Below are 24139 nucleotides of genomic sequence, written 5' to 3'. Positions count from 1 at the left end.
ATTAGCTAAAAGTTTATAAATTCTACTTTAATGCCCCTGATCTTACGATCTCGTCAGCTAAATTTCTTATCATAGATGTATGATCTAAGAAAAATGTTTTGTCATTTGGCAAATGTGGCTGATATATCAGCGTTTTGGCTACTGGTGCGCTTAAGATCACATTTATTAGTTCAAGCTCAGGCGGAAAAACAAAATAAAGTTTTGGCTTGGGAATTTCATTTTGAAAGAGCCTTTGTGCGTAAAATTTACTGAAATTTTCATTTTTTGGTAGCTTTATCTCTTTAAAGAGTTCAAGCGGTAAAAAGTAGCGCGCCAAAGCGTGAAGTCCATGCGCAAAAATGTAGAGGCGTTTTTCAAATTTAGGCGCATCTGTCCTGCCAAAAGTGGAGCAAAATTTCTGCAAATGCTCGCTCATGGCAGCCGTATCTTTTTCATGTAAGGCTAGTACAAATTTAACCGCCTCTCTTTCGTTTGCTGGCTTTTTGGACTCTGCAAAAGCGCGTGCTTTTTCTATGGCAGGGTCAAGTAAATTTTCATCTTGCCAAAGCATCGCCGTGAGCAGATCATGCATAACACATAGAAATTTATAGCCGTTTTTGCTAGGTGGCAGGCCTTTTGGAAAGATACTTGCCATGCTATCTGTGTTGCCACAAGCGATAGCAAAAAATGCCGGTATGAGCTTCTCACACTGGTCATATCCACCGCTGCATCCTGGGAGTAAATTTAGCTTAGCGTATTGAAAAATGAGATCATTTAGTGCCTCGGCGTCGCCATCAGCTAGACACTTTTCAAGGCAAAAGTCGTAGCGTCTGGCTCTTGAAAAAGAGAGTAATCGTATGAGCTCACATAAAAAGTCGTATTCGTCTAAATTTTTTTCTTTTATCTCGGCGTAAATGCTTGCGTACTCGTCTAAAAGTAGCTCTTCATCGCTTTTTGGTGGTTTTTTGGCTCTAAAAATGTTAAACAAGCTTTCTAAAAATGACATTTTACCTCTCCTTATTTTTGCTAATTTTAGCCAAAAACGCCTAAAATGGCTTAGTTTTTTGGCCCACAAAAAGTTAAATTTAGCGGATATTTTAACCGCATTTTGGCTATAATCGCCCCAAATTTAAGCACCCCTAGGACAAAAATGGCAGGCGAAGATCAGGAAAAAACCGAAGAAGCGACCCCCAAAAAGATAGAAGACTCCCGTAAGGACGGCAACGTCCCCAAAAGTCAGGACCTATCAGGCTTCGTGACCCTAGTTATCGCTATTGGTGTGTTGCTTGCTATGCTAAATTTCATGAAAGATCAGGTCATCTCGCTTTACATCTACTACTCTAAATTTATCGGTCAGCCACTGACCTTGCCAACGGTAAAGATGATCGTTGTAAATACCTTTGGCAGGGCGCTTTTGATGATCCTGCCAGTTTGCATCTGCGTCGCGGTTGCCGGCATAATCGCAAATGTAATGCAGTTTGGTTTTATATTTACCACAAAGCCCATAACGCCAAATTTTGGCAAGATAAATCCACTAAAAGGGCTAAAAAATTTATTTTCTATGAAAAAGGCGATCGAGAGCGTCAAGATCGTCGTTAAAGTAAGCATCGTCTTTGGAGTTGGATTTTACTTTTTCTTGCAGTTTATCAAAGAGCTTCCACACACGCTATTTTTTTCTATGTTTGACCAGCTTGCGTGGCTAAAAGAGAAACTCATCATCCTAGTTAGTGTTATGCTTTTTATACTTTTTGTGATCGGTCTTGCTGACTTGCTTATCGTGCGTTTTCAGTATTTTAAGGATCTTCGCATGAGCAAGCAAGAGATCAAGGACGAGTACAAGCAGATGGAGGGTGACCCGCAGGTAAAAGGCAGGATCCGCCAAGCGCAAATGCGTGCAGCCAAACGACGAATGATGCAAAACATCCCACAAGCTGACGTCGTCATCACAAACCCAACTCATTACGCCGTGGCGATCAGATACGATAAGAGCCGTGACGAGGCACCGATAATACTTGCTAAAGGGGTTGATTTTTTAGCGCTTCAGATAAAAAAGGTAGCGGTTGAAAACGGAGTGCAAATTTATGAAAATCCACCTCTTGCAAGGGAACTTTATAGAGTTTGTGAGGTCGATGATACGATACCAGCGCATCTTTTTAGGGCTGTGGCTGAAGTGCTAAGCTTTGTTTATATGAGTAATAAGCAGAAATTTCAAGATAAACTTTGATGAAGAAATTTCTTGCCACCAAAGGGTAGCAAGAAATTTATCTATTATAGATAGCCAAATGCAGTAGCGAAGATATAGCCAAATATACAAGAGACTATAACGCCGATAAGGCCTGGGAATATGAAGCTGTGGTTGATAACAAATTTACCAATGTGTGTCGTGCCACTTCTGTCAAACTGAATAGCCGCAAGGTCGCTTGGGTATGTTGGTAGGATGTAGTATCCATAGCAAGCTGGCGCAAAGGCTAGGATTACAGCAGGGTTAACGTCGATGTTTAGTGCTAATGGCACGAATGCAACCAAGGCTGCAGCTTGAGAGTTAACAAATTTAGAGATGATAAGTAGCATAACCGCATAGGTCCAAGGATGCTCTTTTACGATGCCACCAAGCGCTTCTTTCATCATCGGAGTATGTACTGCAAACATAGTCTCAGCCATCCAAGAGATACCAAATACCGCAACAAGCGCGATCATACCTGATCTAAAGATCTCATTTTTGCCGATCTTGCTAGCATCTGTTGGAGTAAATATCAATATTATAGCGCCAGTTAAAAGCATGAAAATTTGGATAACATGAACCATGCTTAGGCTCTTTGAAGAGGCTAGTTTGTTGCTTATGTTAATATAAGCGCCTTGAAATTCCTCTTTTGCACCTTTTTCATTTATATATGTTACTGCACCATCAGCTGTGCGAGTAAGAGTTTGTGTGCCGTCTTTGCCGACAATTTTCACTGATTGAGCTTTTTGATTTGAGTTTAACTTATCGTTTGAAACTTTTAGCTCAGCAGCTTCTGTTTGGATGCTGGCGTCTTTGATCTTTAAGGTTTTTAAGACTTTTTGCTCAGTTGGAAGGTTTGCTATTACTTGAACGACTGTTGCGTCTTTATAAGTAGTCCAGCTTGGGCGAAGATCTTTAAAGTATCCAAGAAGTGCGACTACAAGGATAGAGCCTAAAAATATCCACATTGCAGCCCATTGGTGCATAGGAAGTTTTTTGCCTAGAAGTGTTGCGCTATCGCCATAAACGTATTTTTTAAACTCAGGATCTTGAAGTTTTGCTTGAAAGACTTCGTCTTTATCAAGGTCTTTGCCTCTAAACCAGCTAAAAATACCTATCGCCAAAACGCCACAAAATGTTGATGGGATAGTGATCTTTAAAAGGTCTAAGTATCCATCAAAACCAGCTAAGTGAGTTTTAGCGTTGATAAGAAAGCTAGTAAGGGTTACAACAGCGACTGAAACTGGGCTAGCGATGATACCCATTTGCGAAGCTATTGAGCTTGCAGCCATAGGACGCTCTGGGCGGATGCCGTTTTTGATAGCGATGTCATAAACGATAGGAAGCACAGTATAAACAACGTGTCCAGTTCCGCATAAAATAGTAAGCGTACATGTTACAAATGGAGCTAGGATACTTACATATTTTGGATTTTTTCTAAGTATGGTTTCTGCTATTTGAAGCATAACGTCAAGACCACCACTAGCTTGAAGTGTAGCACTAGCCACAACAACGGCTAAAATGGTTAGCATAACATCGATAGCAGGCTTACCAGGCTCGATATTAAATCCAAAAACTAAAACTATAAGACCGATACCGCCTAGCATACCAAGCGCTATACCGCCTTTTTTAGCTCCGTAGAACAAACAGATAAGGACGATGAGAAGCTGGATAGCAAACTGCACGCCTTCACTTAAATTCATGAGAAAATCCATGAAACCTCCTAAGTTAAATGTAAATTTAATGTTGATTATATCTCTTATGAATTGAGATTAAACTTATATTTTAAGATTAATTTGACAAAAGCGATAGTTTTGTATTAGTTGAAAGCTTGTTGATAGGTCCTCTTGGTCTATTTTTTTGTATCATTGTCACTCTTTCTAAATTTATAAATTTTACTTTGTATAAACTATAAAATCTAAATTTTTCATGCTTTGTTTTTAAAAATTATTAATATAAAAATTTAAGTTTTCTTTTATATAATTCTAAAATTTGAGAAGCATTTTTTATCTATGTTAAAATCTGCAAGATAAATTTAAAAGGATAAATTTGAGAGAAAATACTAAAGAAGCGATACCTTTATCTATAAACAAAAGCAAATTTAGCCAAAATAAAAGAGTAATCTGGTCGGTGATAGGCATTATTATTTTGGCGATGGAAATTTATATTGCGATTTTTATTAAAGGTGGTTTTATAAGACATTATATTGGCGATGTGCTAGCTACTGCGATGCTTTATGCGTTTGGGCGAGCTATATTTAGGGTGGCTCCTATAAATTTAGCCATTTTTGTCTTTATCATTTCACTTTTTATAGAAGCCGCGCAATACCTCAAAATTCTTGAAATTTTAGATGTGAAAAGCTCTACATTACGGATAATTTTTGGTGGGACATTTGACTTGACAGACATTATTTGCTACTTAGCTGGCTGCATTTTAGCTTATCTGTTTGAAAATTTATCTATGCAAAAAAGCAAAGCATGGTAAATTTAAATACCTATTCATATATGTTTTTTATTTTAAAATCAAATTTGACTAGCTCGCTCAAATTTAAATGAGCTAGCCAAAATTGCTCTATTTTAACTCGCCCCAGTTTTTCGCGATATTTAGCGATGTTTTAAGTGGCACATTTAACGTGTAAATTTCCTCCATCGTCTTTTGTGTCGTTTCTCCGAATTCCTGCGCAAATTCGTCTTTGACCTCGAAAATTAGCTCGTCGTGGATCTGAAGCAGCATTTTTGCGTTTTCATCTAAATTTGCTCTAACTTTTACCATCGCCATCTTGACAAGATCCGCCGCAGAGCCTTGAAAGACCGTATTTACCGCCTCGCGCTCAAACATAGCTATTTGCATAGGCGTGGCACTTTTAAAGTCAAAGTAGCGCCTTCTGCCAAGCAGTGTCTGCACAAAGCCCTCGTTTTTAGCTGAAATTTTTATGCTCTCCAAAAACTCTTTGATCGTCTCAAATGCCTTAAAATAGCGCTCTATATACTCTTTTGCCTCGGCTCTTGTGATATTTACTTGATTTGCGAGCTTGCTTGAGCCCATGCCGTAAATGAGGCCAAAATTTATACTCTTTGCCACGGCTCTATTTTGCCCGTCACTGCTACCAAATATACTAATAGCCGTCCTTGCGTGGATATCCTCGTCATTTTTAAACGCCTCAAGAAGCGCAGGATCACGGCTAAAGTGAGCTAGCAGTCTAAGCTCGATCTGGCTGTAGTCAAGCCCCACAAAGCTATACCCCTCGCGCGCCTCAAAGCACTCTCTGACGTCCTTTGCGAGGCTGCCACGAGCTGGGATATTTTGTAAATTTGGATTTTTACTTGAAAGTCTCCCGGTGCTCGTGCCAGTTTGCAAAAAGCTCGTGTAAATTCTAGAGCCATCATCCTTTTTCGCAAGCGCTAAAAGTGGCTCGCAGTAGGTGCTTTGCAGTTTATATAGCTCTCTGTAAGCCAAAATTTTCTCGATCACTGGATGAGCGTCCTTAAGCTCAGCTAACACGCTCTCATCGGTGCTATATCCTGTTTTTGTCTTCTTTTTGGTTGGAAGTTTTAGATGCTCAAAAAGTATAACGCCAAGCTGTTTTACTGAGTTTATATTAAAATTTTCGCCGCTTAGCTCGTAAATTTCACTTGTTAGCGCCTTTAGTTTGGTGTCGTTTTCAAGGATGAGCTTTTGCATCTTAGCTTCGTTTATCTTGATGCCGTTTTGCTCCATGTCAAAAAGCGTGAGGATAAAAGGAAACTCGTGCGTGTCGGCAAGGTCTAGCAAATTTTTATCAAGCGTGTTTTGAAAGGTTTTATAAAATTTAAGCGTTATCCAAGCGTCCTCAGCGGCGTATTTAGCGGCATTTTCTAGTGGAACATCGCCAAAAGTTTGCTCCTTTTTGACCACATCTTCAAATTTGATCGTGTCATAGTCATAGAGCCTCTTTGCTAGCGCATCCATGCCAACGCTCGAGTTTGGATCGCTAAGCCACGCAAGGATCATTGTATCTTTGAAATTTGCAGGCGGGTTTAGCCCAAGGTTGTTTTTTACTATCTCAAAGTCATATTTTAAATTTTGTCCGATCACGCAGCCTTTGTAAATTTGTCCTACCGCCCAAGTGGCAAATTTTAGGCCTATTTGCTTTGGTGCGCCTAGGTAGTTGTGAGCTACTGGCACGTAGTAGGCGTCCTCGTCGTTAAAGCAAAAGCTAAAGCCAACGATCTTTGCGCTCTTGCTATCAACGCCCGTGGTCTCGGTGTCAAAGGCGACGATGGTCTCAGGCGTAATGTCGGCAAGCAGTTTCTCAACACTCGCTTCATCAAGTAGTAAATTTGCTCTAAAGCCAAGTTTAAATTCAGCATTTTCCTCTTTTTGCAAGCTCTTAAGAAGCCTGTTTAGATCGTACTCTTTTAAAATTTCTGAGATGTTTATCAAAGGATTTTGCTCTGGAAATTTAGAGTGCTCAAGATCAAGCGAAGTGATCGCGTCATCAAAGAGCGTGGCTAGCTTTTTGCTCAAAAACGCCTCGTCCCTTGCAGCTGCTAGCATATTTTTGGTGCGCTCGTTTCTAAGAAGGGCTAAATTTTCATAAATTCCCTCTAGGCTGCCATACTCAGCCAAAAGCTTCTTAGCTCCCACTGCGCCGATACCTTTGACACCTGGGATATTGTCTGAGCTGTCTCCTGCGATGGCTAGAAAGTCCCTCACCTGAGCTGGATAGACGCCATACTTTTCAAAGCAGCTAGCGCTATCGTGGTCGATCTTGCTTTGTGGGCTGTAGATGCTCACTTTGCCGTCTTCTATGAGCTGGTAAAGGTCTTTATCGTGCGTGACTATTCGCACAAATATATCTTTATCTTTGCAAATTTTAACCGCACTTGCGATGATATCATCAGCCTCGTAGCCCTCGCGGCTAAGACTGTAAAGCCCCATTTTTTCTATCATATCTATACAAACTGGCAGCTGCTCTTTTAGCTGAGCTGGCGGCTCGCTCCTGTTTGCCTTGTACTCGCCCAAAATTTCATGGCGCAGGGTCTTGCCTTTGCTATCAAGTGCGAAGATGAGGTAGTCGCTTTGGTACTCATCTTTTAGGCTCGCTATAAAATTTGCAAAGCCACTTATCATGCCACTTGGTTTGCCATCTCTGTTTTTAAGCCCGCTCATAGCGTAGTAAAGCCTAAAAAAGAAGCCAAAAGTATCAATAATCGTAAGTGTTTTCATTCTCTATCCTTTTGCGCCATTTTATGAAATTTAGGCAAAAATTTGGCTGATTTTCTAAATTTATGATGTGGCAAGAAAAAAATAACATTTTGAATACAAAACAAATTTTAATCATTTAAAAGATATAATCTCGCCTAAAATTCAAACTAAATAATAGATAAATTTAAGGTAAAAAATGTTTATAGATAGCGTGAAATTAACCCTAAGCTCAGGCCACGGCGGAGCTGGTGCAGTAAGCTTTCGCCGCGAAAAGCACGTCATTTTAGGCGGCCCAGACGGCGGAGATGGCGGTGACGGCGGAGATGTATATTTTGTCTGCGACAATAACACCCACACACTGGCAAACTACAAGGGCAAAAGGGCGATGAGAGCGAGCGACGGCGAGGCTGGCATGGGCAGACGCATGACTGGCAAAAAAGGCGAGAGCTTAGAGCTCATCGTGCCACCAGGAACGGCAGTCTATGACGCACAGACAAACGAGCTGCTTTGCGACATGGTAGAAGAGGGGCAAAGGACGCTATTTTTAAAAGGTGGCAAGGGCGGACTAGGAAATTTTCACTTTAAAAACTCTATCAACCAAGCTCCAGAATACGCTCAAAAGGGCATGCCAGAAGAGAGCATAGAGGTCAGGCTCGAGCTAAAGCTAATAGCTGACGTGGGCCTTGTTGGCTTTCCAAATGTTGGCAAATCAACCCTAATTTCAGCCGTCTCAAACGCCAAGCCACAGATAGCAAACTACGAATTCACGACACTTACGCCAAAGCTTGGACTTGTCGAGGTAGATGAGTTTAGTGGCTTTGTCATGGCCGACATCCCTGGTATCATAGAGGGAGCGAGCGACGGACGCGGCCTTGGCGTGCAGTTTTTAAAGCACATCGAGAGAAATAAAATTTTGCTTTTTATGATAGATAGTGCGAATTACAGAAGCATGAGCGAGCAGTTTAGCGTGCTAAAAGAAGAGGTGGCTAAATTTTCAAGCGTGCTTGCCAGCAGGGACTATGCTATCGCGATCACCAGAGTCGATGCGGCTGAAAATTTAGATGAGAATATAAGAGAATTTATGAAAAACATAAATTTAGAGCCAAATCAAGATGGTAAATTTGTCTATAAGCAAGACCTATACAGCTTTGACGCCAAAAAACCATACTTTGTTTTGCCGATCTCTTCAGCGACAAATGAGAACATCGACGAGCTTAAATTTGCACTGCTTGAGCTGCTAAAAAAAGAGCTTTGAGTTGCGACTTTTTAGTGCTTTGAGCATAGAAATTTAAGAAGATAAAATGAAGAAAGTTTTTTGCATTATGCTATTTTGCCTTGGTGCATATAGCTGTGATCCAGCGGATCCAATATATATGTTTTTGGATTTTAATGACATAGATCGTGACGGCATGCTAAATTTAGATGAGTGGAGAGCATGTAAGGCGCCATCTGAACTAAAAATAGCGCCAGATCTATGCACTAGTGATGAATTTAAAAGGCTGGATCTTGATTGTAGTGGCAAAGTTAGCGTTAATGAGCTAAGAAATTTAGTATTGCAAAAGATTAGCTGGCAGAAAGATCCATGCGCCTCTTGGCCGCCAAGCAGGCAAAACGCAGATCAAAATAAAAGTCGTTGAAATTTAAAGGAAAGTGATGAATGTAGTTTTTATGGGGACGCCTGATTATGCGGTTAGGATACTTAGACACCTAAAAGAAGCTGGCTTTAACATAAAAGCGGTCTTTACCCAGCCTGATAAGCCAGTTGGCAGAAAGCAAATTTTAACCCCAAGCGAGGTCAAAATTTACGCACAAAATGAGCTAGTAGGCGTGCCAGTCTTTACACCAAATACGCTAAAAGATGAGGCGGTGATTGCCGAGCTAAAGGCATTTGAGCCTGATTTTATCGTAGTGGCAGCTTATGGCAAAATTTTGCCACAAAGTGTGCTTGACGTGGCGACTTGTATAAATTTACATGCCTCGATCTTGCCAAAATATAGAGGTGCTAGCCCGATACAAAGCGCCATACTAGCAGGCGAGAAGCAAACTGGCGTGACTGCAATGCTAATGGATGCTGGCCTTGATACTGGCGATATGCTAGACTTCATCTACATGCGTTGCGAGAGTAAGATGTCAAGCGAGCTTTTTAGTGAGCTAGGCGAGCTTGGTGGCGAGCTAATCGTAAAAGTGCTAAGAAATTTTGAAAATTTAAAGCCACAAAAGCAAGATGAGAGCAAGGCCACGCACTGCAAAAAGATAAGTAAGAGCGACGGACTTTTTAGCTTTGATGAAGAGGCAGTGCAAATTTATAATAAATTTCGTGCGCTCACACCTTGGCCAGGACTTTATCTAGCAAGTGGTCTTAAAATTTTATCTCTTGAGCTAAGTGAAAAAAGTGGCAAAAGTGGAGAAATTTTAAGCGTAGAAAAAGATCACGTTGTGGTAGCTTGTAAGGGTGGTGCAGTTAAAATTTACGAGCTTCAAGAGCCAAGCAAAAAGCCAACAAACGCAAAAGCATATATAAATGGTAAGCACCTTAGCGTTGGTGATGAATTAAAATAAATTTAAAGGAGCGGTTATGAAAAATGCGCTAAGTATAGCAGGTGTTGATCCAAGCGGTGGAGCTGGAGTTTTAGCTGATATAAAGGTCTTTATAGCACACGGCGTATATGCGATGGGAGCGATTACGGCAGTCACTGCTCAAAATACAAAGGGCATATTTGGCATGCAGCTAGTTGAGCCAAAGCTCATTGAGGATCAGATCAAGGCGATATTTGATGATATAAGAGTTGATGTGATAAAAATAGGCGTCGTCCCAAGCGTTGAGATCATCAAAAGCGTCGCAAAAACGCTAAGAGAGATCAAAAATTTACCGCCAGTCGTGCTTGATCCAGTCATGAGCTGTAAAAATGGCGACATCTGGCTAGAAGGTGCTGCAAAAGATGCGATCGTGGAGGAGCTTTTCCCGCTTGCGAGCGTGATCACGCCAAATATCTTTGAAGCGCGTGAAATTTTAAAGCATGAGCTAAAGGGCGAGAGCGAGCTAAAAGAGGCTTGTAAAGATCTTTTAAAATTTGGCACAAAGAGCGTCTATCTAAAATGTGGCGAGATAGAAGGCAAGTCGCTTGATATATTTTATGATGGCAACGAGTATGAAATTTTTAGCGACGAGCGCATAAAAACGACAGCGACACATGGCTCAGGCTGTTCGCTATCAAGCGCGATCGCTTCAAATTTAGCAAATGGCCATAGTTTAAAAGAGAGCGTGAAAAACGCGCATGATTATATCTTTAATGCTATTAAAAACGCAGTCATTATCGGCGGCGGACAAAATCCAGTAAATCACTTCTATAAATTTAAGGTGTGATTTGAAGGTTGAGTTTTTTCAAAGTCTGCCTTCGACGCAGGAATTTTTGATAGACGCCCTAAAAAACGGCGAGATAAAGCCTCCGCACATGGTCGTGGCGTACAATCAAACAAAAGGGGTCGGCAGCCGCGGCAACAGCTGGGAGGGCCTTGGTGGAAATTTATTTATGTCATTTTGCATAAGCGAAGATGAGCTGCCAAGCGACATACCTCCGCCCTCGATCTCGATATATTTTTCTATGCTGATGCGTGAGGTATTGAGCGATCTTGGCTCAAAGTGTTGGCTGAAATGGCCAAATGATTTTTACGTAGATGAGCGCAAAATAGGCGGCACTTTGACAAATAAAGTGGATGAAATTTACATTTGTGGCATGGGGATAAATTTAGCTAGCGCGCCCGAAAATGCGGGCATTTTAGACATAAAAGCTAGTGTAGATGAGCTAGTTTGGGGCTTTGTTAGCATGCTTGATAAAAAGATTTTATGGAAGCCAATTTTTAGCAAATTTAGGATAGACTTTTGCAAGTCAAAAAGTTTTATTACGCATATTGCAAATAGAGCTGTTTCGCTTCAGGATGCTGAAATTTGCGAGGATGGAGCGATATTATTAAACGGGGAAAAGGTATATTCTTTAAGATGAGCGAGATAATAACAATAGCTAACCAAAAAGGCGGCGTTGGCAAGACCACAACGGCCGTAAATTTAGCCGCATCACTGGCGGTTGCTGAGAAAAAAGTATTATTAATAGACATCGATCCGCAGGCAAACGCAACGACAGGACTTGGTTTTAGCAGAAGCGATTATGAGTTTAACATCTATCACGTCTTAACAGATAGAAAAAAGCTCTCACAAATCGTACTAAAAACTGAGATACCAACGCTTTTTTTAGCTCCGTCAAATATCGGACTTGTCGGCATCGAGCAAGAATTTAACGACCAAAGCAAAGACTATAAACTAATCCTTAAAAACAAAATTTCAGAAGTTGTAGACGACTATGATTTTATCATCATCGATAGTCCTCCGGCACTTGGTAGTATCACGATAAATGCTCTTAGTGCAAGCGATAGTGTGATCATCCCGATCCAGTGCGAATTTTACGCACTTGAGGGCTTGGCGCAGATCCTAAACACTGTAAAGATCATCAAAAAAACGATAAATCCAAAGCTAAATATAAAGGGCTTTTTACCGACAATGTTTAGCTCGCAAAACAATCTCTCAAAAGAGACCATTGCAAATTTAAAGCAGCATTTTGAAAATAAGCTCTTTAAGAGCAAGGACGGAAAAGACGAATTTGTAGTCGTTCCAAGAAACGTAAAACTTGCTGAAAGCCCAAGTTTTGGCAAGCCGGTGATACTTTATGATATAAAATCACCAGGCTCGATCGCATATCAAAATTTGGCATATTGTATTTTAAACTAAAAAATAAGGAAAAAAATGGCGAAAAAAGGTGGATTAGGGCGCGGACTTAGCGCGATACTTGAAGATGTAGAGCAGGCCTACAGCAAAGAGATCGCAAATTTAAACGACTCTGAGATAGTCGAAGAGATAAATATAGATGAAATTTTACCAAACCCATACCAACCAAGAACGCATTTTGACGAAGAGGCTTTAAAAGAGCTAAGTGCTAGCATCAAAAGGCACGGACTAATACAACCAATAATCGTCATCAAAAAAGATGACGGTTACATGCTAATAGCTGGTGAACGTAGATACCGTGCTACAAAGATGCTTGGAGCAAGCAAGATAAAGGCGATCATCGCTGATATCAAGTCTCAAAATTTAAGAGAGCTTGCGCTTATCGAAAACATACAACGTGAAAATTTAAATCCAATAGAACTTGCAAAGTCATATAAAGAGCTCATAAACGAGTATAAGATCACGCAAGATGGCCTAGCAAACATCATCCACAAGAGCAGAACTCAGATAACAAATACGATGAGGCTTTTGCTGCTTAGCGACTACACGCAAAGACTTTTGCAAGAAGATAAGCTCACGCAAGGCCACGCTAAAGTCATCGTAGGACTTAGTAGCGAAGAAGAAAGAATGGTTGTTGATACGATCATTGGACAAAAACTAAGTGTTAGAGATACAGAAATTTTAGTAAAAAAGATAAAAAATAAAGAAGAAGTAAAAGAGCCAAAACCTCAAATTTCAGAAGAAATGAGCAAGAAATTATCAAATTTACAAGAAATTTTTAAAAATTTAAAGATAAAGACGAAAGTAAAATCTAAAAATTTAATATTAGAATTTAGCGACATTTCACAGGTAGAAGAATTTATAGCTAAGCTAAAATAGAATTACAAATTTATTTTTATTTTTAGTAATTTATTGTAAAATCAGACTTTGATTTGAATATTAAACAAAACTTAATAACAAAATAAGGAGAGCGGATGTTAGAAATAGATGTGCCTTTGATGCTTTTAACGGCTATCGTTTTCTTTGCCCTGATCGCCATTTTAAATCCCTTGCTATATAAGCCAATGCTCAAATTTATAGATGACAGAAATGCCTCTATAAAACATGACGAAGAGAGTACGAGCAAAAACGCAAGTGATCTAAGCGTTCATGAAAAAGAGATCGAAGAGATCATACAAAACGCAAGAGCAGAGGCCAACAAAATAAGACAAGAGGCCTTAAATCTGGCAAGAGAAGAGTCTTCAAAAGAGGTTAATGCTGTGAAAAGTAGCCTAGAAGCTGACTACAACGAATTCCTAAATGCTCTAAGCTCTCAAAAAGATAGCTTAAAAGCAGATCTAGCAGCTAAACTACCAGAACTTAGGGCTGCTTTAAATGCTAAGCTCTCTAAAATTTAAAGGAAATTTATGAAGATAAAAATTTTATTTTTTCTAGCACTTCCGTTTCTGGCATATGCGAGCGAGCATGGCGGAACAAACTACGATATAGTTGAGAGAACGCTAAACTTCTTACTTTTCTTTGGTATTTTGGTCTATTTTGCTGCTAAGCCACTAAAAGCTCTTTATCAAAGCAGGATCGACAGGATCGCAAATAAGCTCGAGAGCATCCAAGAGAAGCTTCGCGACTCTAAAGCTAAAAAAGATGACGTTCTAAAGCGTGTAGAAGAGGCTAAGCAAAATGCAAATGCCCTAATAGAAACTGCGAAAAAAGAGGCTGTAAATTTAGCTGCTAAAGTTAAAAAAGAGGCTCAAAACGATATCGCAAATATCGAAAAAGGTTACAAAGAGCAAAAAGAATTTGAAGAGCGCAAGATGACAAAAGGCGTTGTAAATGAAATTTTGAGTGACATTTTCTCAAGCGATAGCCTAAAAGTCGATCAAAAAGAGCTTGTAAATATCATACTTAAAAAGGTTAGCTAATGAATGAAGTAGTAGCCAAAAAATATGTTAAAGCGATCCTGAGCGATGCAAAGCCCGGTGAACTAAACGCATTTATTGAAAATTTAGTTGAGCTAGCTGCCGCTTTTGGAAGCGAAAAATTTAAGAGCATTATAAGCTTGCCAACTCTAAAAGCTGCAAAAAAGGTAGAATTTATACTTTCTCTAGTAAAAAATTCAGACGCCAAATTTGCAAATTTTATAAAGCTTCTTGGTGCAAACAAAAGACTAGAGCTTATCCCAGCGATATTAAATGAGATGAAGATAGAGCAATCTTTGCTTGAAAATACATATCGCGGCGAGGTTATTGGAAATTTTGATCTAAGTGCTGAGCAGCTAAAAGCTTTAGAAGAGAATTTCTCTAAGAAATTTGACTCTAAGATCAAGCTTGATGGCTCAAAGAGCGATTACAACGGCGTAAAAGTTGAGTTAGATGATTTAGGTGTCGAGGTAAATTTCTCTATCGACAGACTAAAAAGTCAAATGAGTGAATATATATTAAAAGCAATTTAAAAAGGAGTGAAAGCGTGAGTGCAAAAATTAAAGCTGACGAAATTAGCACGATAATCAAAGAGCGTATTGAAAATTTTGATTTAAGTGTTGATGTAGAAGAGACCGGTAAAGTCATCTCAGTCGCTGATGGCGTTGCTAACGTTTATGGTTTGAAAAACGTTATGGCTGGCGAGATGGTTGAATTTGAAAGCGGCGAAAAAGGTATGGCTCTTAACCTTGAAGAGAGCAGTGTTGGTATAGTTATCCTTGGAAAAACTAGCGGTATCACAGAAGGCAGCTCTGTAAAAAGACTTAAAAAACTTCTACGCGTTCCAGTTGGCGACGCATTGATCGGCCGTGTTGTAAATTCACTCGGTGAGCCAATCGATGCAAAAGGGCCAATCGAAGCTACTGAATCTCGCTTCGTCGAAGAAAAAGCAAAAGGTATCATGGCAAGAAAAAGCGTTCATGAGCCACTTCAAACAGGTATCAAAGCTATCGATGCACTTGTGCCAATTGGTAGAGGTCAAAGAGAGTTAATCATTGGCGACCGCCAAACTGGTAAAACAACAGTTGCTATCGATACTATCATCAACCAAAAAGGTCAAGATGTCATTTGCATCTATGTAGCTATCGGTCAAAAACAATCAACCGTTGCTCAAGTCGTTAAAAAGCTTGAAGAATACGGCGCTATGGACTACACGATAGTTGTAAATGCTGGTGCTAGTGATGCAGCTGCACTTCAATACCTTGCTCCATATGCTGGCGTAACAATGGGTGAATACTTTAGAGATAACTCTCGCCACGCGCTAATCATCTATGATGACTTGTCAAAACACGCGGTTGCTTATCGTGAGATGTCTTTGATCCTAAGAAGACCACCAGGCCGTGAAGCTTATCCAGGCGACGTTTTCTATCTTCACTCAAGACTTCTAGAAAGAGCAAGCAAGCTAAATGACGCACTAGGCGCGGGATCTTTAACAGCTCTACCTATTATCGAGACTCAAGCGGGCGACGTTTCGGCTTATATTCCAACAAACGTTATTTCTATTACAGATGGTCAAATTTTCCTTGAGAGTGACCTATTTAACTCAGGTATCCGCCCAGCGATCAACGTTGGCCTTTCTGTTTCTCGTGTCGGTGGTGCAGCTCAGATCAAAGCTATCAAACAAGTTTCTGGCAACCTAAGACTAGACCTTGCTCAGTATCGCGAACTACAAGCATTTGCTCAGTTTGCAAGTGATCTTGATGAGAGCTCAAGAAAACAACTAGAGCGCGGTCAAAAGATGGTTGAAGTACTAAAACAACCTCCATACTCTCCACTTCCAGTTGAGAATCAAGTAGTTATTATATTTGCTGGTGCTAAGGGCTATTTAGATGACGTTGCAACTACAAATGTAACAAAATTTGAAGCTGAGCTATATCCATATATCGAGGCAAAATACCCTGAAATTTTTGAGCAGATCAGAACTAAAAAGGTTCTTGATAAAGAAGTAGAAGAAATTTTACATAAAGCGTTGAAAGATTTTAAAGCGACTTTTGCCGCTAACTAGGGCTAAGATATGTCAAATTTAAAAGATATAAAACGAAAGATCAAGAGCGTCCAGAACACTCAAAAGACGACGCGTGCGATGAAGCTTGTCTCAACAGCAAAGCTTCGTAAAGCTGAAGAGGCTGCACGCTACTCTAGAGTTTACGCACTTAAGATCAATGAGGTTTTATCAGAGATAGCTTATAAGATCAATCAATACGCTTCAGTTATGGCTGAGAGTAAATTCTTTAATACAACAAAGAGTGTAGAAAAGGTTGATATTATATTTGTGACGGCTGATAAAGGGCTTTGCGGTGGCTTTAACGTCCAGACTATAAAGACAGTTAGACGCATGATCGATGAGCTAAAAGCCAAAAAGATCAAAGTTAGACTAAGAGCTGTTGGTAAAAAAGGTATAGAATTTTTCAATTTCCAAGGTGTTGAACTACTTGAGACTTATGTCGGAGCTAGCTCTTCTCCTACTTATGAAAAAGCTCAAAAGATCATAAAAGATGCCATTGATGATTTTACAAACGGCATAACAGATAAGGTCGTGCTAATACACAATGGCTATAAAAATATGATTTCTCAAGAGATTAGAGTAAATGATATTGTACCTATTGAGCCGTCTAAGATAGTTGCGGTTGAGACAAATTCTTTGATGGAATTTGAACCAGAAGACAACTATACTAAGATTATGGATGAATTGCTCAATAAATATTTTGAGTATAGTATGTATTATGCTTTGGTTGATTCTTTGGCGGCTGAGCACAGCGCTAGAATGCAAGCTATGGATAATGCAACAAACAATGCTAAAGAGCGCGTAAAACAGTTAAATCTTGCTTATAATAAAGCAAGACAAGAGTCTATTACCACTGAGCTTATCGAGATTATCAGTGGTGTTGAATCAATGAAATAAAAGGAGTATGAATGAAGGGTGTTATTAGTCAAGTTATGGGCCCTGTGGTCGATGTTGACTTTAATGACTACTTGCCGAAGATCAATGAAGCTATCGAAGTTTTCTTTGAGGTTGAGGGCAAGAAACATAAACTAATATTAGAAGTTGCTGCTCACCTAGGTGATAATAGAGTTAGAACTATCGCTATGGATATGAGTGAGGGTCTGACTCGTGGCTTAGAGGCTAAGGCGCTTGGTGCACCTATAAGTGTGCCGGTTGGCGAAAAAGTTTTGGGAAGAATTTTTAACGTAGTTGGCGATTTGATCGACGAGGGTGAGGGTATAAATTTCGATAAGCACTGGTCTATCCACCGCGATCCTCCTCCATTTGAAGAGCAAAGTACAAAGAGTGAAATTTTTGAAACTGGTATCAAGGTAGTTGATCTTCTAGCTCCTTATGCGAAGGGTGGTAAAGTAGGTCTATTTGGTGGTGCTGGTGTTGGTAAAACGGTTATTATTATGGAGCTTATCCACAACGTTGCGTTTAAACACAGCGGTTATTCTGTATTTGCAGGCGTTGGTGAGAGAACTCGTGAAGGAAATGACCTTTATCACGAAATGAAAGAAAGTAACGTTTTGGATAAAGTTGCCTTGTGCTACGGCCAAATGAACGAGCCACCAGGAGCAAGAAACCGTATCGCACTAACTGGTCTTACAATGGCTGAGTACTTCCGTGATGAGATGGGACTTGACGTTTTGATGTTTATCGATAACATCTTCCGTTTCTCTCAGTCTGGTGCAGAGATGTCAGCTCTACTTGGACGTATCCCATCAGCTGTTGGTTACCAACCAACTCTTGCAAGTGAAATGGGCAAATTCCAAGAGAGGATTACATCAACTAAAAAAGGTTCAATCACATCTGTTCAAGCTGTTTATGTTCCAGCTGACGACCTTACAGACCCAGCTCCTGCGACTGTTTTTGCTCACCTTGATGCCACGACAGTTCTTAACAGATCGATTGCAGAAAAAGGTATCTATCCAGCTGTTGATCCGCTTGATTCTACGTCAAGAATGCTCGATCCTCAAATTTTAGGAGCGGATCACTATAAGGTAGCTCGCGGCGTTCAAGCTGTGCTTCAAAAATATAAAGACCTTCAAGATATCATCGCTATCCTTGGTATGGACGAGCTTAGTGAAGAAGATAAGCTTACAGTTGATAGAGCAAGAAAGATAGAGAGATTTTTATCTCAACCATTCTTCGTTGCTGAAGTATTTACAGGCAGCCCTGGTAAATATGTAAGTCTTGATGAAAATATCGCTGGCTTTAAGGGAATTTTAGAAGGTAAATATGATCATCTACCTGAAGCAGCATTTTATATGGTCGGAAATATAGATGAGGCTTTAGCTAAAGCTGAGAAACTTAAGGCTTAAATTTAAAAAGGAAGCGTAATGGATAAATTACATTTAGAAATCGTAACTCCTCAAGGTCAGATATTTAATGATGACGTGAGTAGTGTAGTGCTTCCAGGTAGCGAGGGTGAGTTTGGTGTTTTACCAAACCACGCCTCATTAATATCTCTTTTAAAAGCAGGTATTATAGATATAGAAGATAAGCATAAAAAGCACGATGTAGTTGCTATCAACTGGGGCTATGCAAAGATTGACGAGGGCAAAGTAGTTATACTAGCTGACGGCGCGGTCTATGTCTCTGGAAATAGCGAAAGCGAGCTTGCAAATTCATTAGAAGCTGCTAGAAATTTGATAGAGAGTATGAGTAGTGATACAAATGCTTTTGCAGCAACTATATCAAAAATGGAAAATGTAGTGAGAGCAAGATAAGTGGGCGGAATAGATATATTTTTAAATTACATTCAAAGAAGTAGTTTTATTACAATTATAGTTTTAACTTGGTTGTCAATATATTTTATAGTTAGTTTTACAATTCTTTTTTCAAGAATGGCTGGCATAGGAGCTTGGCAAAAACGCGAGCAAAATGCGCTTGAAGCACTACTTATGGGTGCTAAGAATATACCAAATGACTCGTCTTTAAAGAAATGCGCAAGCGGTAGAATTTCAAAAGAAAAGCTAAATGTCTGCATAAGCATTGCAGAAAAGAATGCTACAAGTGGGCTTACATGGCTTAGCGTAATAGCTTCTACTTCTCCTTTTATCGGTCTTTTTGGAACAGTTGTATCTATCTTGGAGACATTTTCACAGCTAGGAAATGGCGCAGGTTCATCTCTTGGAGTTATAGCCCCAGCTATCTCTGAAGCACTTGTTGCGACAGGTTGTGGAATTTTTGTTGCCATCCCAGCATATACATTTAACTTGCTTATAAAAAGAAAAGCTTATGAATTAATGAGCGTTATCGAGCGTCAAGCTGACGTTATGATAGCACTTAAAAAAGATGATGAGACGTTATAGATGGCTCTTAAATTTGATGACGAAACACCAGAGCTAAACATAACGCCTCTTGTTGATATCATGCTTGTTTTGTTGGCTATTTTAATGGTTACAATGCCAACTATAACATATCAAGAAGATATAACATTGCCAGACGGCTCAAAGGCAAAGACATCTACATCCAAACAAAAAGATCTTATAGTCTCTATAAATGCACAAGGACAAGTTAGGATAGATCAAAGTACAATGAGCCTTGCTGAACTCCCAGATAATATTGCGCTGATGAGTGCAAAATATGACAAAACCTCGCCTATATACATAAAGGCTGATAAAAATTTAAAATACGATGATGTTATGTTTGTATTAAAGATCTTAAAAGGTGCTGGTTTTAATAAAGTAGCTTTAGAGACAAACGGTTAAGATGCCTAATAAAGTTAAATTTCCAACGCTTAGTTCATTTTTTGTAGCGTTTTGTATTTACATTATCATTGTGCTTGCTTTGTTTATAAAGCTTACTTTTTTTAGCGAACCTCCTAAAAAATATACTGATGACAAAGATGCTATTATGGATGTAGTTATGGTTGATAGAGAAGTTGATCAAACCATAAAAGCGCCAAAACAAGCAAAAGAGGTCGTAAAAGAGACAAAGCCAGAACCAAAAAAAGAGTCAGAAGAAGATAAACAAGAGACCACAAATAAACCTGTTGTGCCAGATGAGCCATTGCCAACCCCAAGCTTGCCAACTCCTCCAAAAGAAGAGCCAAAGCCTGAGCCTAAAAAACCAGAACCAAAGCCTGAAATCCCAAAACCTAGCGAAGAGCCTAAAGAGGATGTTAAGCCAGAGCCTAAACCTGAGCCTAAACCTACACCAAAGCCAGTTGAAAAGCCAAAACCGAAAGAGCCAAATATAAAAGACCTTTTTAGTGACATAGACTCGACTAAGCTTAAAAAAGATGATGGTATAAAAAAGGCTGAAAATAAAGTGCAAAGCCGCAAAAAAAGCGAGGCTTCTAGCTCAAAAGCTGCAAAAGAGGCTAGCGACATAATTAAGAGTTTAAAGATAGATCAAAACCCAACAGCTCCAAAGTCACAAATGACCGGCACTTATGATCCATTGATGGGAGCCATAACAAAACAAATTCAAAGAAGATGGCAAAGCTATAAAGCTGACTCTGCAAATATAGCTAAGGTAAAAGTCATGATAGATCAAAGTGGAAATTTCAACTATGAAATTTTAGAGCTATCATACAATGAAGAGTTTAATGCAAAGGTTAGAGAGTGCCTGGAAAAGCTTACTGCAGAGAAATTTCCATTTAATCCAGACAAAAGTACTACTTTTAATTTAAATTTAGAAGATAAAATAAACTAAAATTTATAAATTTACGGAGTAGAGATGAAGAAAATTTTTCTTTTTTTGTGCGTTGCTCTAGGGCTTTATGCTGCTGATGCGACGATATCTGTTGTAAACCAAGGTGTTGCTTTGCCAAAGATAGCTTTGCAAGATGCAACTACAGCTGTTAGTGATGCAGGCTTTAAAGATAAATTCTTTAAGATCATGCTAGGCGACTTGAAAGTTAGCTCTGACTTTGAAGTTATCGAAGATCACGTGCCTTCAACCTATGAAGGAACTGCAGCTACAAATACAATGAGCGACAAAGGTGTTGAGCTTATCTTTAGATATGCTCTTGAGGGTTCTATGGGCTCACCTCTTACTTTAAGAGTAAAACTCATCGATGCAAAGACTGCAACTACAAGGTATGAGAGAGTATATAACATGCCTGATGGTGCGAAGTATCCGTTTTTAGCACACAAAAGTATAGTTGAGCTAACAAATGAGCTAAATTTACCACCAGTTGGTTGGATGGAGAAATTTATCATCCTAGCTAAATATACCTCTGCTCGCCAAAGCTCTATTATAGTGGCTGATTACACGCTTACATATCAAAAGACAATCGTAAGCGGTGGTCTAAACATCTTCCCTAAATGGGCAGGCGCTGATCAAAGTAAATTTTACTATACATCTTATGTAAATAACAAACCAACTTTGTTTAGATATGACCTAAATTCAGGCACAAAAACGAAGATAATCGACAGCGTTGGTATGCTTATAGCTTCAGACGTTAGCAAAGATGGAAGCAAAATTTTATTAACTATGGCGCCAAAAGATCAGCCAGATATTTTTATCTACAACACAGGTAGTAAGAATTTAACTCAGATAACAAACTATCCAGGCATTGACGTAAATGGAAATTTTGTAGATAATGACAGCAGAATAGTTTTTGTCTCAGATAGACTTGGATATCCTAACATCTTCGCAACACCTGCAACTTCAGGCGGAAGTGTTGAGCAAATGGTATTTCATGGTAAAAACAACAACTCAGTAAGCACTTTTGAAAACTATGTAGTTTATTCAAGTAGAGAGGCTAGTGGTGGCTTTAATATCTATCTGATCTCAACTCAAACAGATTTTATCCGTCAGCTTACAGCAAATGGTAAAAATAACTATCCAAGATTTTCAAGTGATGGTCAAAGTGTCGTATTTATCAAAGAACTTGGCGGTCAAAGCTCGCTTGGCGTTGTTAGATTAAATGAGAACAGAAGTTTCCAATTTCCACTAAAAGTAGGTAAAATTCAATCTATTGATTGGTAATATTCTGATAATATTTAAAAAAATATGCTATAATTCGACCAAATTTTTCAAAAAGGATAAGGAATGAAAAAAGTAGTTCTAGCAAGTGTTGCAGTTGCAACTTTATTGTTGAGCGGTTGTAGCTCTAAAAACCCTGAAGTTGATATGAATGCAAATTCAAATCAATCTGCAGATAACTCAGGTAGCATGAGTGATGCTGATAGATTAGCAGCTCTTATCGCTAACATCGAGAGCCAAGTTAAAAGTGTATACTTTGACTTTGATAAATTTAACATCAAAGCTGATCAACAAGGTGTTGTTAGCTCAAATGCATCAGTATTCAACCAAGCTGACGCTCAAGCTCTTTCTATAAAAGTAGAAGGTAACTGCGATGAGTGGGGTACAGATGAGTATAACTATGCTCTTGGTCTAAAACGTGCTAAAAGTGCTAAAGATGCTCTTGTAAGAAATGGCGTTAGCGCTGATAGAATCGCTGTAGTAAGCTTTGGCGAAAGCAACCCAGTTTGTACAGACAAAACAAAAGCTTGCGACGCTCAAAACAGACGTGCAGATTTCAAAGTACTTCCTTAATCTGTAAGTAATAATGAATAAAAAAATAATCATTGCGGCTCTTCTTGGAGCCGCTTTCTCTATAGGTTCAGCCCAAGAAGTTTCAGCATTTGACGCAGGCAATATGGACAGCGCAAATCCGTATGGACTAACAGATGATGAAAAAGCAACTCTGAGCAACAAAAGAAGCGTTCAAAATATCGAAGAAAACATGGATAATGTTTCAGAACAACTTCAAGGTTTGCAAAGCTTAATTGAGAGCATGAGTGCCAGGATGAATAAGCTTGAGCAAAGAATGAACGATATTGAAACCAAAGTAAATGGTGGTATAAGCGATTCTGGTGTAAGTTTAACATCGCTAAAAGCTTACGTTGATGAGACTAGAGATATACAAGATAAAAACTATAGAAACATTACTGCTGCCTTAAATAAATTAGGTGCGATAATGGATAAAAATGCTGCTCAACCAAAGCAAAATGCAAATCCAAAACAACAAAATAAGCCAACTTCAAATTTTAGTGGCAAAAGCGACAAGGATATTTTAGCTGACGGCATTAAACTATTAAATTCTGGTAATAGTACAGAAGCAGCTGAATATTTTGAATACTTAAATAAAAAAGGCTATAAAACTGGTGCTTCAAATTATTATCTAGGTGAAGTTGCTTATAGTCAAAAATCATACAGCACAGCCATACAATACTATAAAAAAAGTATACAAAGTGAAGATAAGGCTGACTACACTCCAAAACTTTTGTATCACACAGCTATAAGCTTTGATAAGATCGGCGATACTCAAAGTGCAAATAGATTTTATAAGGCTTTAAAAGTAGGCTATCCAGATAGCAAAGAAGCCAAAGCTGCTCCCAACAGAAACTAAAATTTACTCTTTTTTAGATATAATCTCACATTAATCAAAACTAAATTCCAAGGAGATTATTGTGAGTAAAGATCAAGTTATAACTATGTTTTATGAGCTAAAAGACGCTAATACTGGCGAAATTTTAGAGTCAAATATGCAAGAAGGTGGTCAAATTTCTTTTATTACAGGACATGGTCACATTATAGAAAAGCTTGAAGAAGAAGTTAGCAAACTAAAATCAGGCGACAAAGCTACTATAAATATCAAAGCAGCTGAGGGTTGTGGTGAATACAATAATGACGCCATCCAATCACTTCCAAAAGAGCAATTTGCCGGTATAGACCTACATGAAAGCATGGAGCTTTTTGGTCAAAATGAAGATGGCTCAAGTGTTCGCGTCATCGTTAAAGAAATCAAAGATGACGAAGTGACAGTTGATTTTAACCACCCATACGCTGGCAAAGACTTATTATTTAATGTCGAGATCGTAGAAGTTAGAGAAGCTACTGAAGATGAAAAAGCTACTGGCATGGTAGCTGGCACACACACTTGCGGTTGTGGCGGTCATGACCATGGTCACGAGCATGAGTGCTGCGGCGGTCACGGACACGGCGAAGGCGGCTGCGGTTGTGGCGGACACGGACATCACCACCATTAA

26 protein-coding genes are annotated in these 24139 nt (G+C 39.2%); 23 read left to right on the top strand and 3 right to left on the bottom strand.

Annotation, left to right across the window (positions count from 1 at the left end):
- Window positions 1-22: 22 nt before the first annotated feature.
- The gene (locus CVT08_RS07905; protein WP_107855852.1) at window positions 23-985 is read right to left on the bottom strand and encodes a hypothetical protein; all 963 of its coding nucleotides are present in this window, start codon (window positions 983-985) and stop codon (window positions 23-25) included.
- Window positions 986-1129: 144 nt separating this feature from the next.
- Here CVT08_RS07905 and flhB point away from each other — a divergent pair, with 144 nt between their 5' ends.
- A complete protein-coding gene (gene flhB / locus CVT08_RS07900) occupies window positions 1130-2203 on the top strand; it encodes a flagellar biosynthesis protein FlhB (RefSeq protein WP_107860947.1) in 1074 nt (357 codons plus the stop codon).
- Between the two features lie 44 nt (window positions 2204-2247).
- On the opposite strand, the gene CVT08_RS07895 is transcribed toward flhB, so the two are convergent.
- Complete coding sequence (locus CVT08_RS07895) at window positions 2248-3915, bottom strand: anaerobic C4-dicarboxylate transporter (protein WP_107855853.1); 1668 nt, start codon at window positions 3913-3915, stop codon at window positions 2248-2250.
- 334 nt (window positions 3916-4249) lie between these two features.
- Between CVT08_RS07895 and CVT08_RS07890 the strand changes: the two genes are divergently transcribed.
- Window positions 4250-4684, top strand: a complete 435-nt coding sequence (locus CVT08_RS07890) for a DUF2809 domain-containing protein (protein WP_230855924.1) — start codon at window positions 4250-4252, stop codon at window positions 4682-4684.
- An 87-nt stretch (window positions 4685-4771) separates the two neighbouring features.
- On the opposite strand, the gene polA is transcribed toward CVT08_RS07890, so the two are convergent.
- Entirely contained in the window at window positions 4772-7408 is a 2637-nt protein-coding gene (polA, locus tag CVT08_RS07885; RefSeq protein WP_107855854.1) for a DNA polymerase I, read from the bottom strand.
- Window positions 7409-7583: 175 nt separating this feature from the next.
- Between polA and obgE the strand changes: the two genes are divergently transcribed.
- The 21 genes from obgE to CVT08_RS07780 all read left to right on the top strand — a co-directional run bounded on the left by obgE (window position 7584) and on the right by CVT08_RS07780 (window position 24139).
- A complete protein-coding gene (gene obgE / locus CVT08_RS07880) occupies window positions 7584-8642 on the top strand; it encodes a GTPase ObgE (RefSeq protein ID WP_107855855.1) in 1059 nt (352 codons plus the stop codon).
- 46 nt (window positions 8643-8688) lie between these two features.
- A complete protein-coding gene (locus CVT08_RS07875) occupies window positions 8689-9024 on the top strand; it encodes a GDP-mannose dehydrogenase (RefSeq protein WP_107855856.1) in 336 nt (111 codons plus the stop codon).
- A 16-nt stretch (window positions 9025-9040) separates the two neighbouring features.
- Window positions 9041-9946, top strand: coding sequence for a methionyl-tRNA formyltransferase (gene fmt, locus CVT08_RS07870; RefSeq protein WP_107855857.1), 906 nt, complete (start codon window positions 9041-9043; stop codon window positions 9944-9946).
- Between the two features lie 16 nt (window positions 9947-9962).
- The gene (gene thiD, locus CVT08_RS07865; protein WP_107855858.1) at window positions 9963-10751 is read left to right on the top strand and encodes a bifunctional hydroxymethylpyrimidine kinase/phosphomethylpyrimidine kinase; all 789 of its coding nucleotides are present in this window, start codon (window positions 9963-9965) and stop codon (window positions 10749-10751) included.
- Between the two features lies 1 nt (window position 10752).
- Window positions 10753-11388 (top strand): biotin--[acetyl-CoA-carboxylase] ligase, encoded by a 636-nt coding sequence (locus tag CVT08_RS07860; RefSeq protein ID WP_107855859.1) that lies wholly within the window; start codon window positions 10753-10755, stop codon window positions 11386-11388.
- On the top strand, window positions 11385-12167 hold the full coding sequence (locus CVT08_RS07855; protein WP_012001330.1) for a ParA family protein: 783 nt from the start codon (window positions 11385-11387) through the stop codon (window positions 12165-12167). The genes CVT08_RS07860 and CVT08_RS07855 overlap by 4 nt, the downstream gene beginning before the upstream one ends.
- Before the next feature lie 15 nt (window positions 12168-12182).
- Window positions 12183-13043 carry a ParB/RepB/Spo0J family partition protein gene (locus tag CVT08_RS07850; protein WP_009294347.1) on the top strand — a complete coding sequence of 287 codons (861 nt, stop codon included), beginning with the start codon at window positions 12183-12185 and terminating at the stop codon, window positions 13041-13043.
- A gap of 95 nt (window positions 13044-13138) precedes the next feature.
- Window positions 13139-13561, top strand: a complete 423-nt coding sequence (locus CVT08_RS07845; RefSeq protein ID WP_107855860.1) for a FoF1 ATP synthase subunit B' — start codon at window positions 13139-13141, stop codon at window positions 13559-13561.
- 9 nt (window positions 13562-13570) lie between these two features.
- A complete protein-coding gene (locus CVT08_RS07840; protein WP_021089024.1) occupies window positions 13571-14083 on the top strand; it encodes a F0F1 ATP synthase subunit B in 513 nt (170 codons plus the stop codon).
- A complete protein-coding gene (locus CVT08_RS07835; protein ID WP_107855861.1) occupies window positions 14083-14613 on the top strand; it encodes a F0F1 ATP synthase subunit delta in 531 nt (176 codons plus the stop codon). Before CVT08_RS07840 ends, CVT08_RS07835 begins: the two co-directional genes overlap by 1 nt.
- Before the next feature lie 14 nt (window positions 14614-14627).
- Window positions 14628-16145: a F0F1 ATP synthase subunit alpha gene (atpA, locus tag CVT08_RS07830; RefSeq protein ID WP_103567601.1), complete on the top strand. Its 1518-nt coding sequence runs from the start codon at window positions 14628-14630 to the stop codon at window positions 16143-16145.
- A gap of 9 nt (window positions 16146-16154) precedes the next feature.
- The gene (gene atpG, locus CVT08_RS07825; RefSeq protein WP_107855862.1) at window positions 16155-17042 is read left to right on the top strand and encodes an ATP synthase F1 subunit gamma; all 888 of its coding nucleotides are present in this window, start codon (window positions 16155-16157) and stop codon (window positions 17040-17042) included.
- Between the two features lie 11 nt (window positions 17043-17053).
- Window positions 17054-18451 (top strand): F0F1 ATP synthase subunit beta, encoded by a 1398-nt coding sequence (atpD, locus tag CVT08_RS07820; protein WP_002939420.1) that lies wholly within the window; start codon window positions 17054-17056, stop codon window positions 18449-18451.
- Between the two features lie 18 nt (window positions 18452-18469).
- Window positions 18470-18859, top strand: a complete 390-nt coding sequence (gene atpC, locus CVT08_RS07815; RefSeq protein ID WP_002939398.1) for an ATP synthase F1 subunit epsilon — start codon at window positions 18470-18472, stop codon at window positions 18857-18859.
- Window positions 18860-19444: a MotA/TolQ/ExbB proton channel family protein gene (locus CVT08_RS07810; protein ID WP_009294341.1), complete on the top strand. Its 585-nt coding sequence runs from the start codon at window positions 18860-18862 to the stop codon at window positions 19442-19444. It abuts the gene before it with no gap.
- Complete coding sequence (locus CVT08_RS07805; RefSeq protein WP_107855863.1) at window positions 19445-19843, top strand: biopolymer transporter ExbD; 399 nt, start codon at window positions 19445-19447, stop codon at window positions 19841-19843. It begins immediately after the preceding gene.
- Window position 19844: 1 nt separating this feature from the next.
- Window positions 19845-20792 carry a TonB C-terminal domain-containing protein gene (locus CVT08_RS07800; protein WP_103558855.1) on the top strand — a complete coding sequence of 316 codons (948 nt, stop codon included), beginning with the start codon at window positions 19845-19847 and terminating at the stop codon, window positions 20790-20792.
- A 24-nt stretch (window positions 20793-20816) separates the two neighbouring features.
- Entirely contained in the window at window positions 20817-22073 is a 1257-nt protein-coding gene (gene tolB, locus CVT08_RS07795) for a Tol-Pal system protein TolB (protein WP_107791006.1), read from the top strand.
- 63 nt (window positions 22074-22136) lie between these two features.
- The gene (locus tag CVT08_RS07790) at window positions 22137-22643 is read left to right on the top strand and encodes an OmpA family protein (RefSeq protein ID WP_002939415.1); all 507 of its coding nucleotides are present in this window, start codon (window positions 22137-22139) and stop codon (window positions 22641-22643) included.
- Window positions 22644-22656: 13 nt separating this feature from the next.
- A complete protein-coding gene (locus CVT08_RS07785; RefSeq protein ID WP_107855864.1) occupies window positions 22657-23499 on the top strand; it encodes a tetratricopeptide repeat protein in 843 nt (280 codons plus the stop codon).
- 55 nt (window positions 23500-23554) lie between these two features.
- Window positions 23555-24139: an FKBP-type peptidyl-prolyl cis-trans isomerase gene (locus tag CVT08_RS07780; RefSeq protein ID WP_230855975.1), complete on the top strand. Its 585-nt coding sequence runs from the start codon at window positions 23555-23557 to the stop codon at window positions 24137-24139.

The organism is Campylobacter concisus, assembly GCF_003048835.2.
Taxonomy (GTDB): Bacteria; Campylobacterota; Campylobacteria; order Campylobacterales; family Campylobacteraceae; genus Campylobacter_A; species Campylobacter_A concisus_D.
The sequence above is the reverse complement of the archived record's forward strand: the minus strand, read 5'-3'. Positions and strand labels throughout refer to the sequence as shown.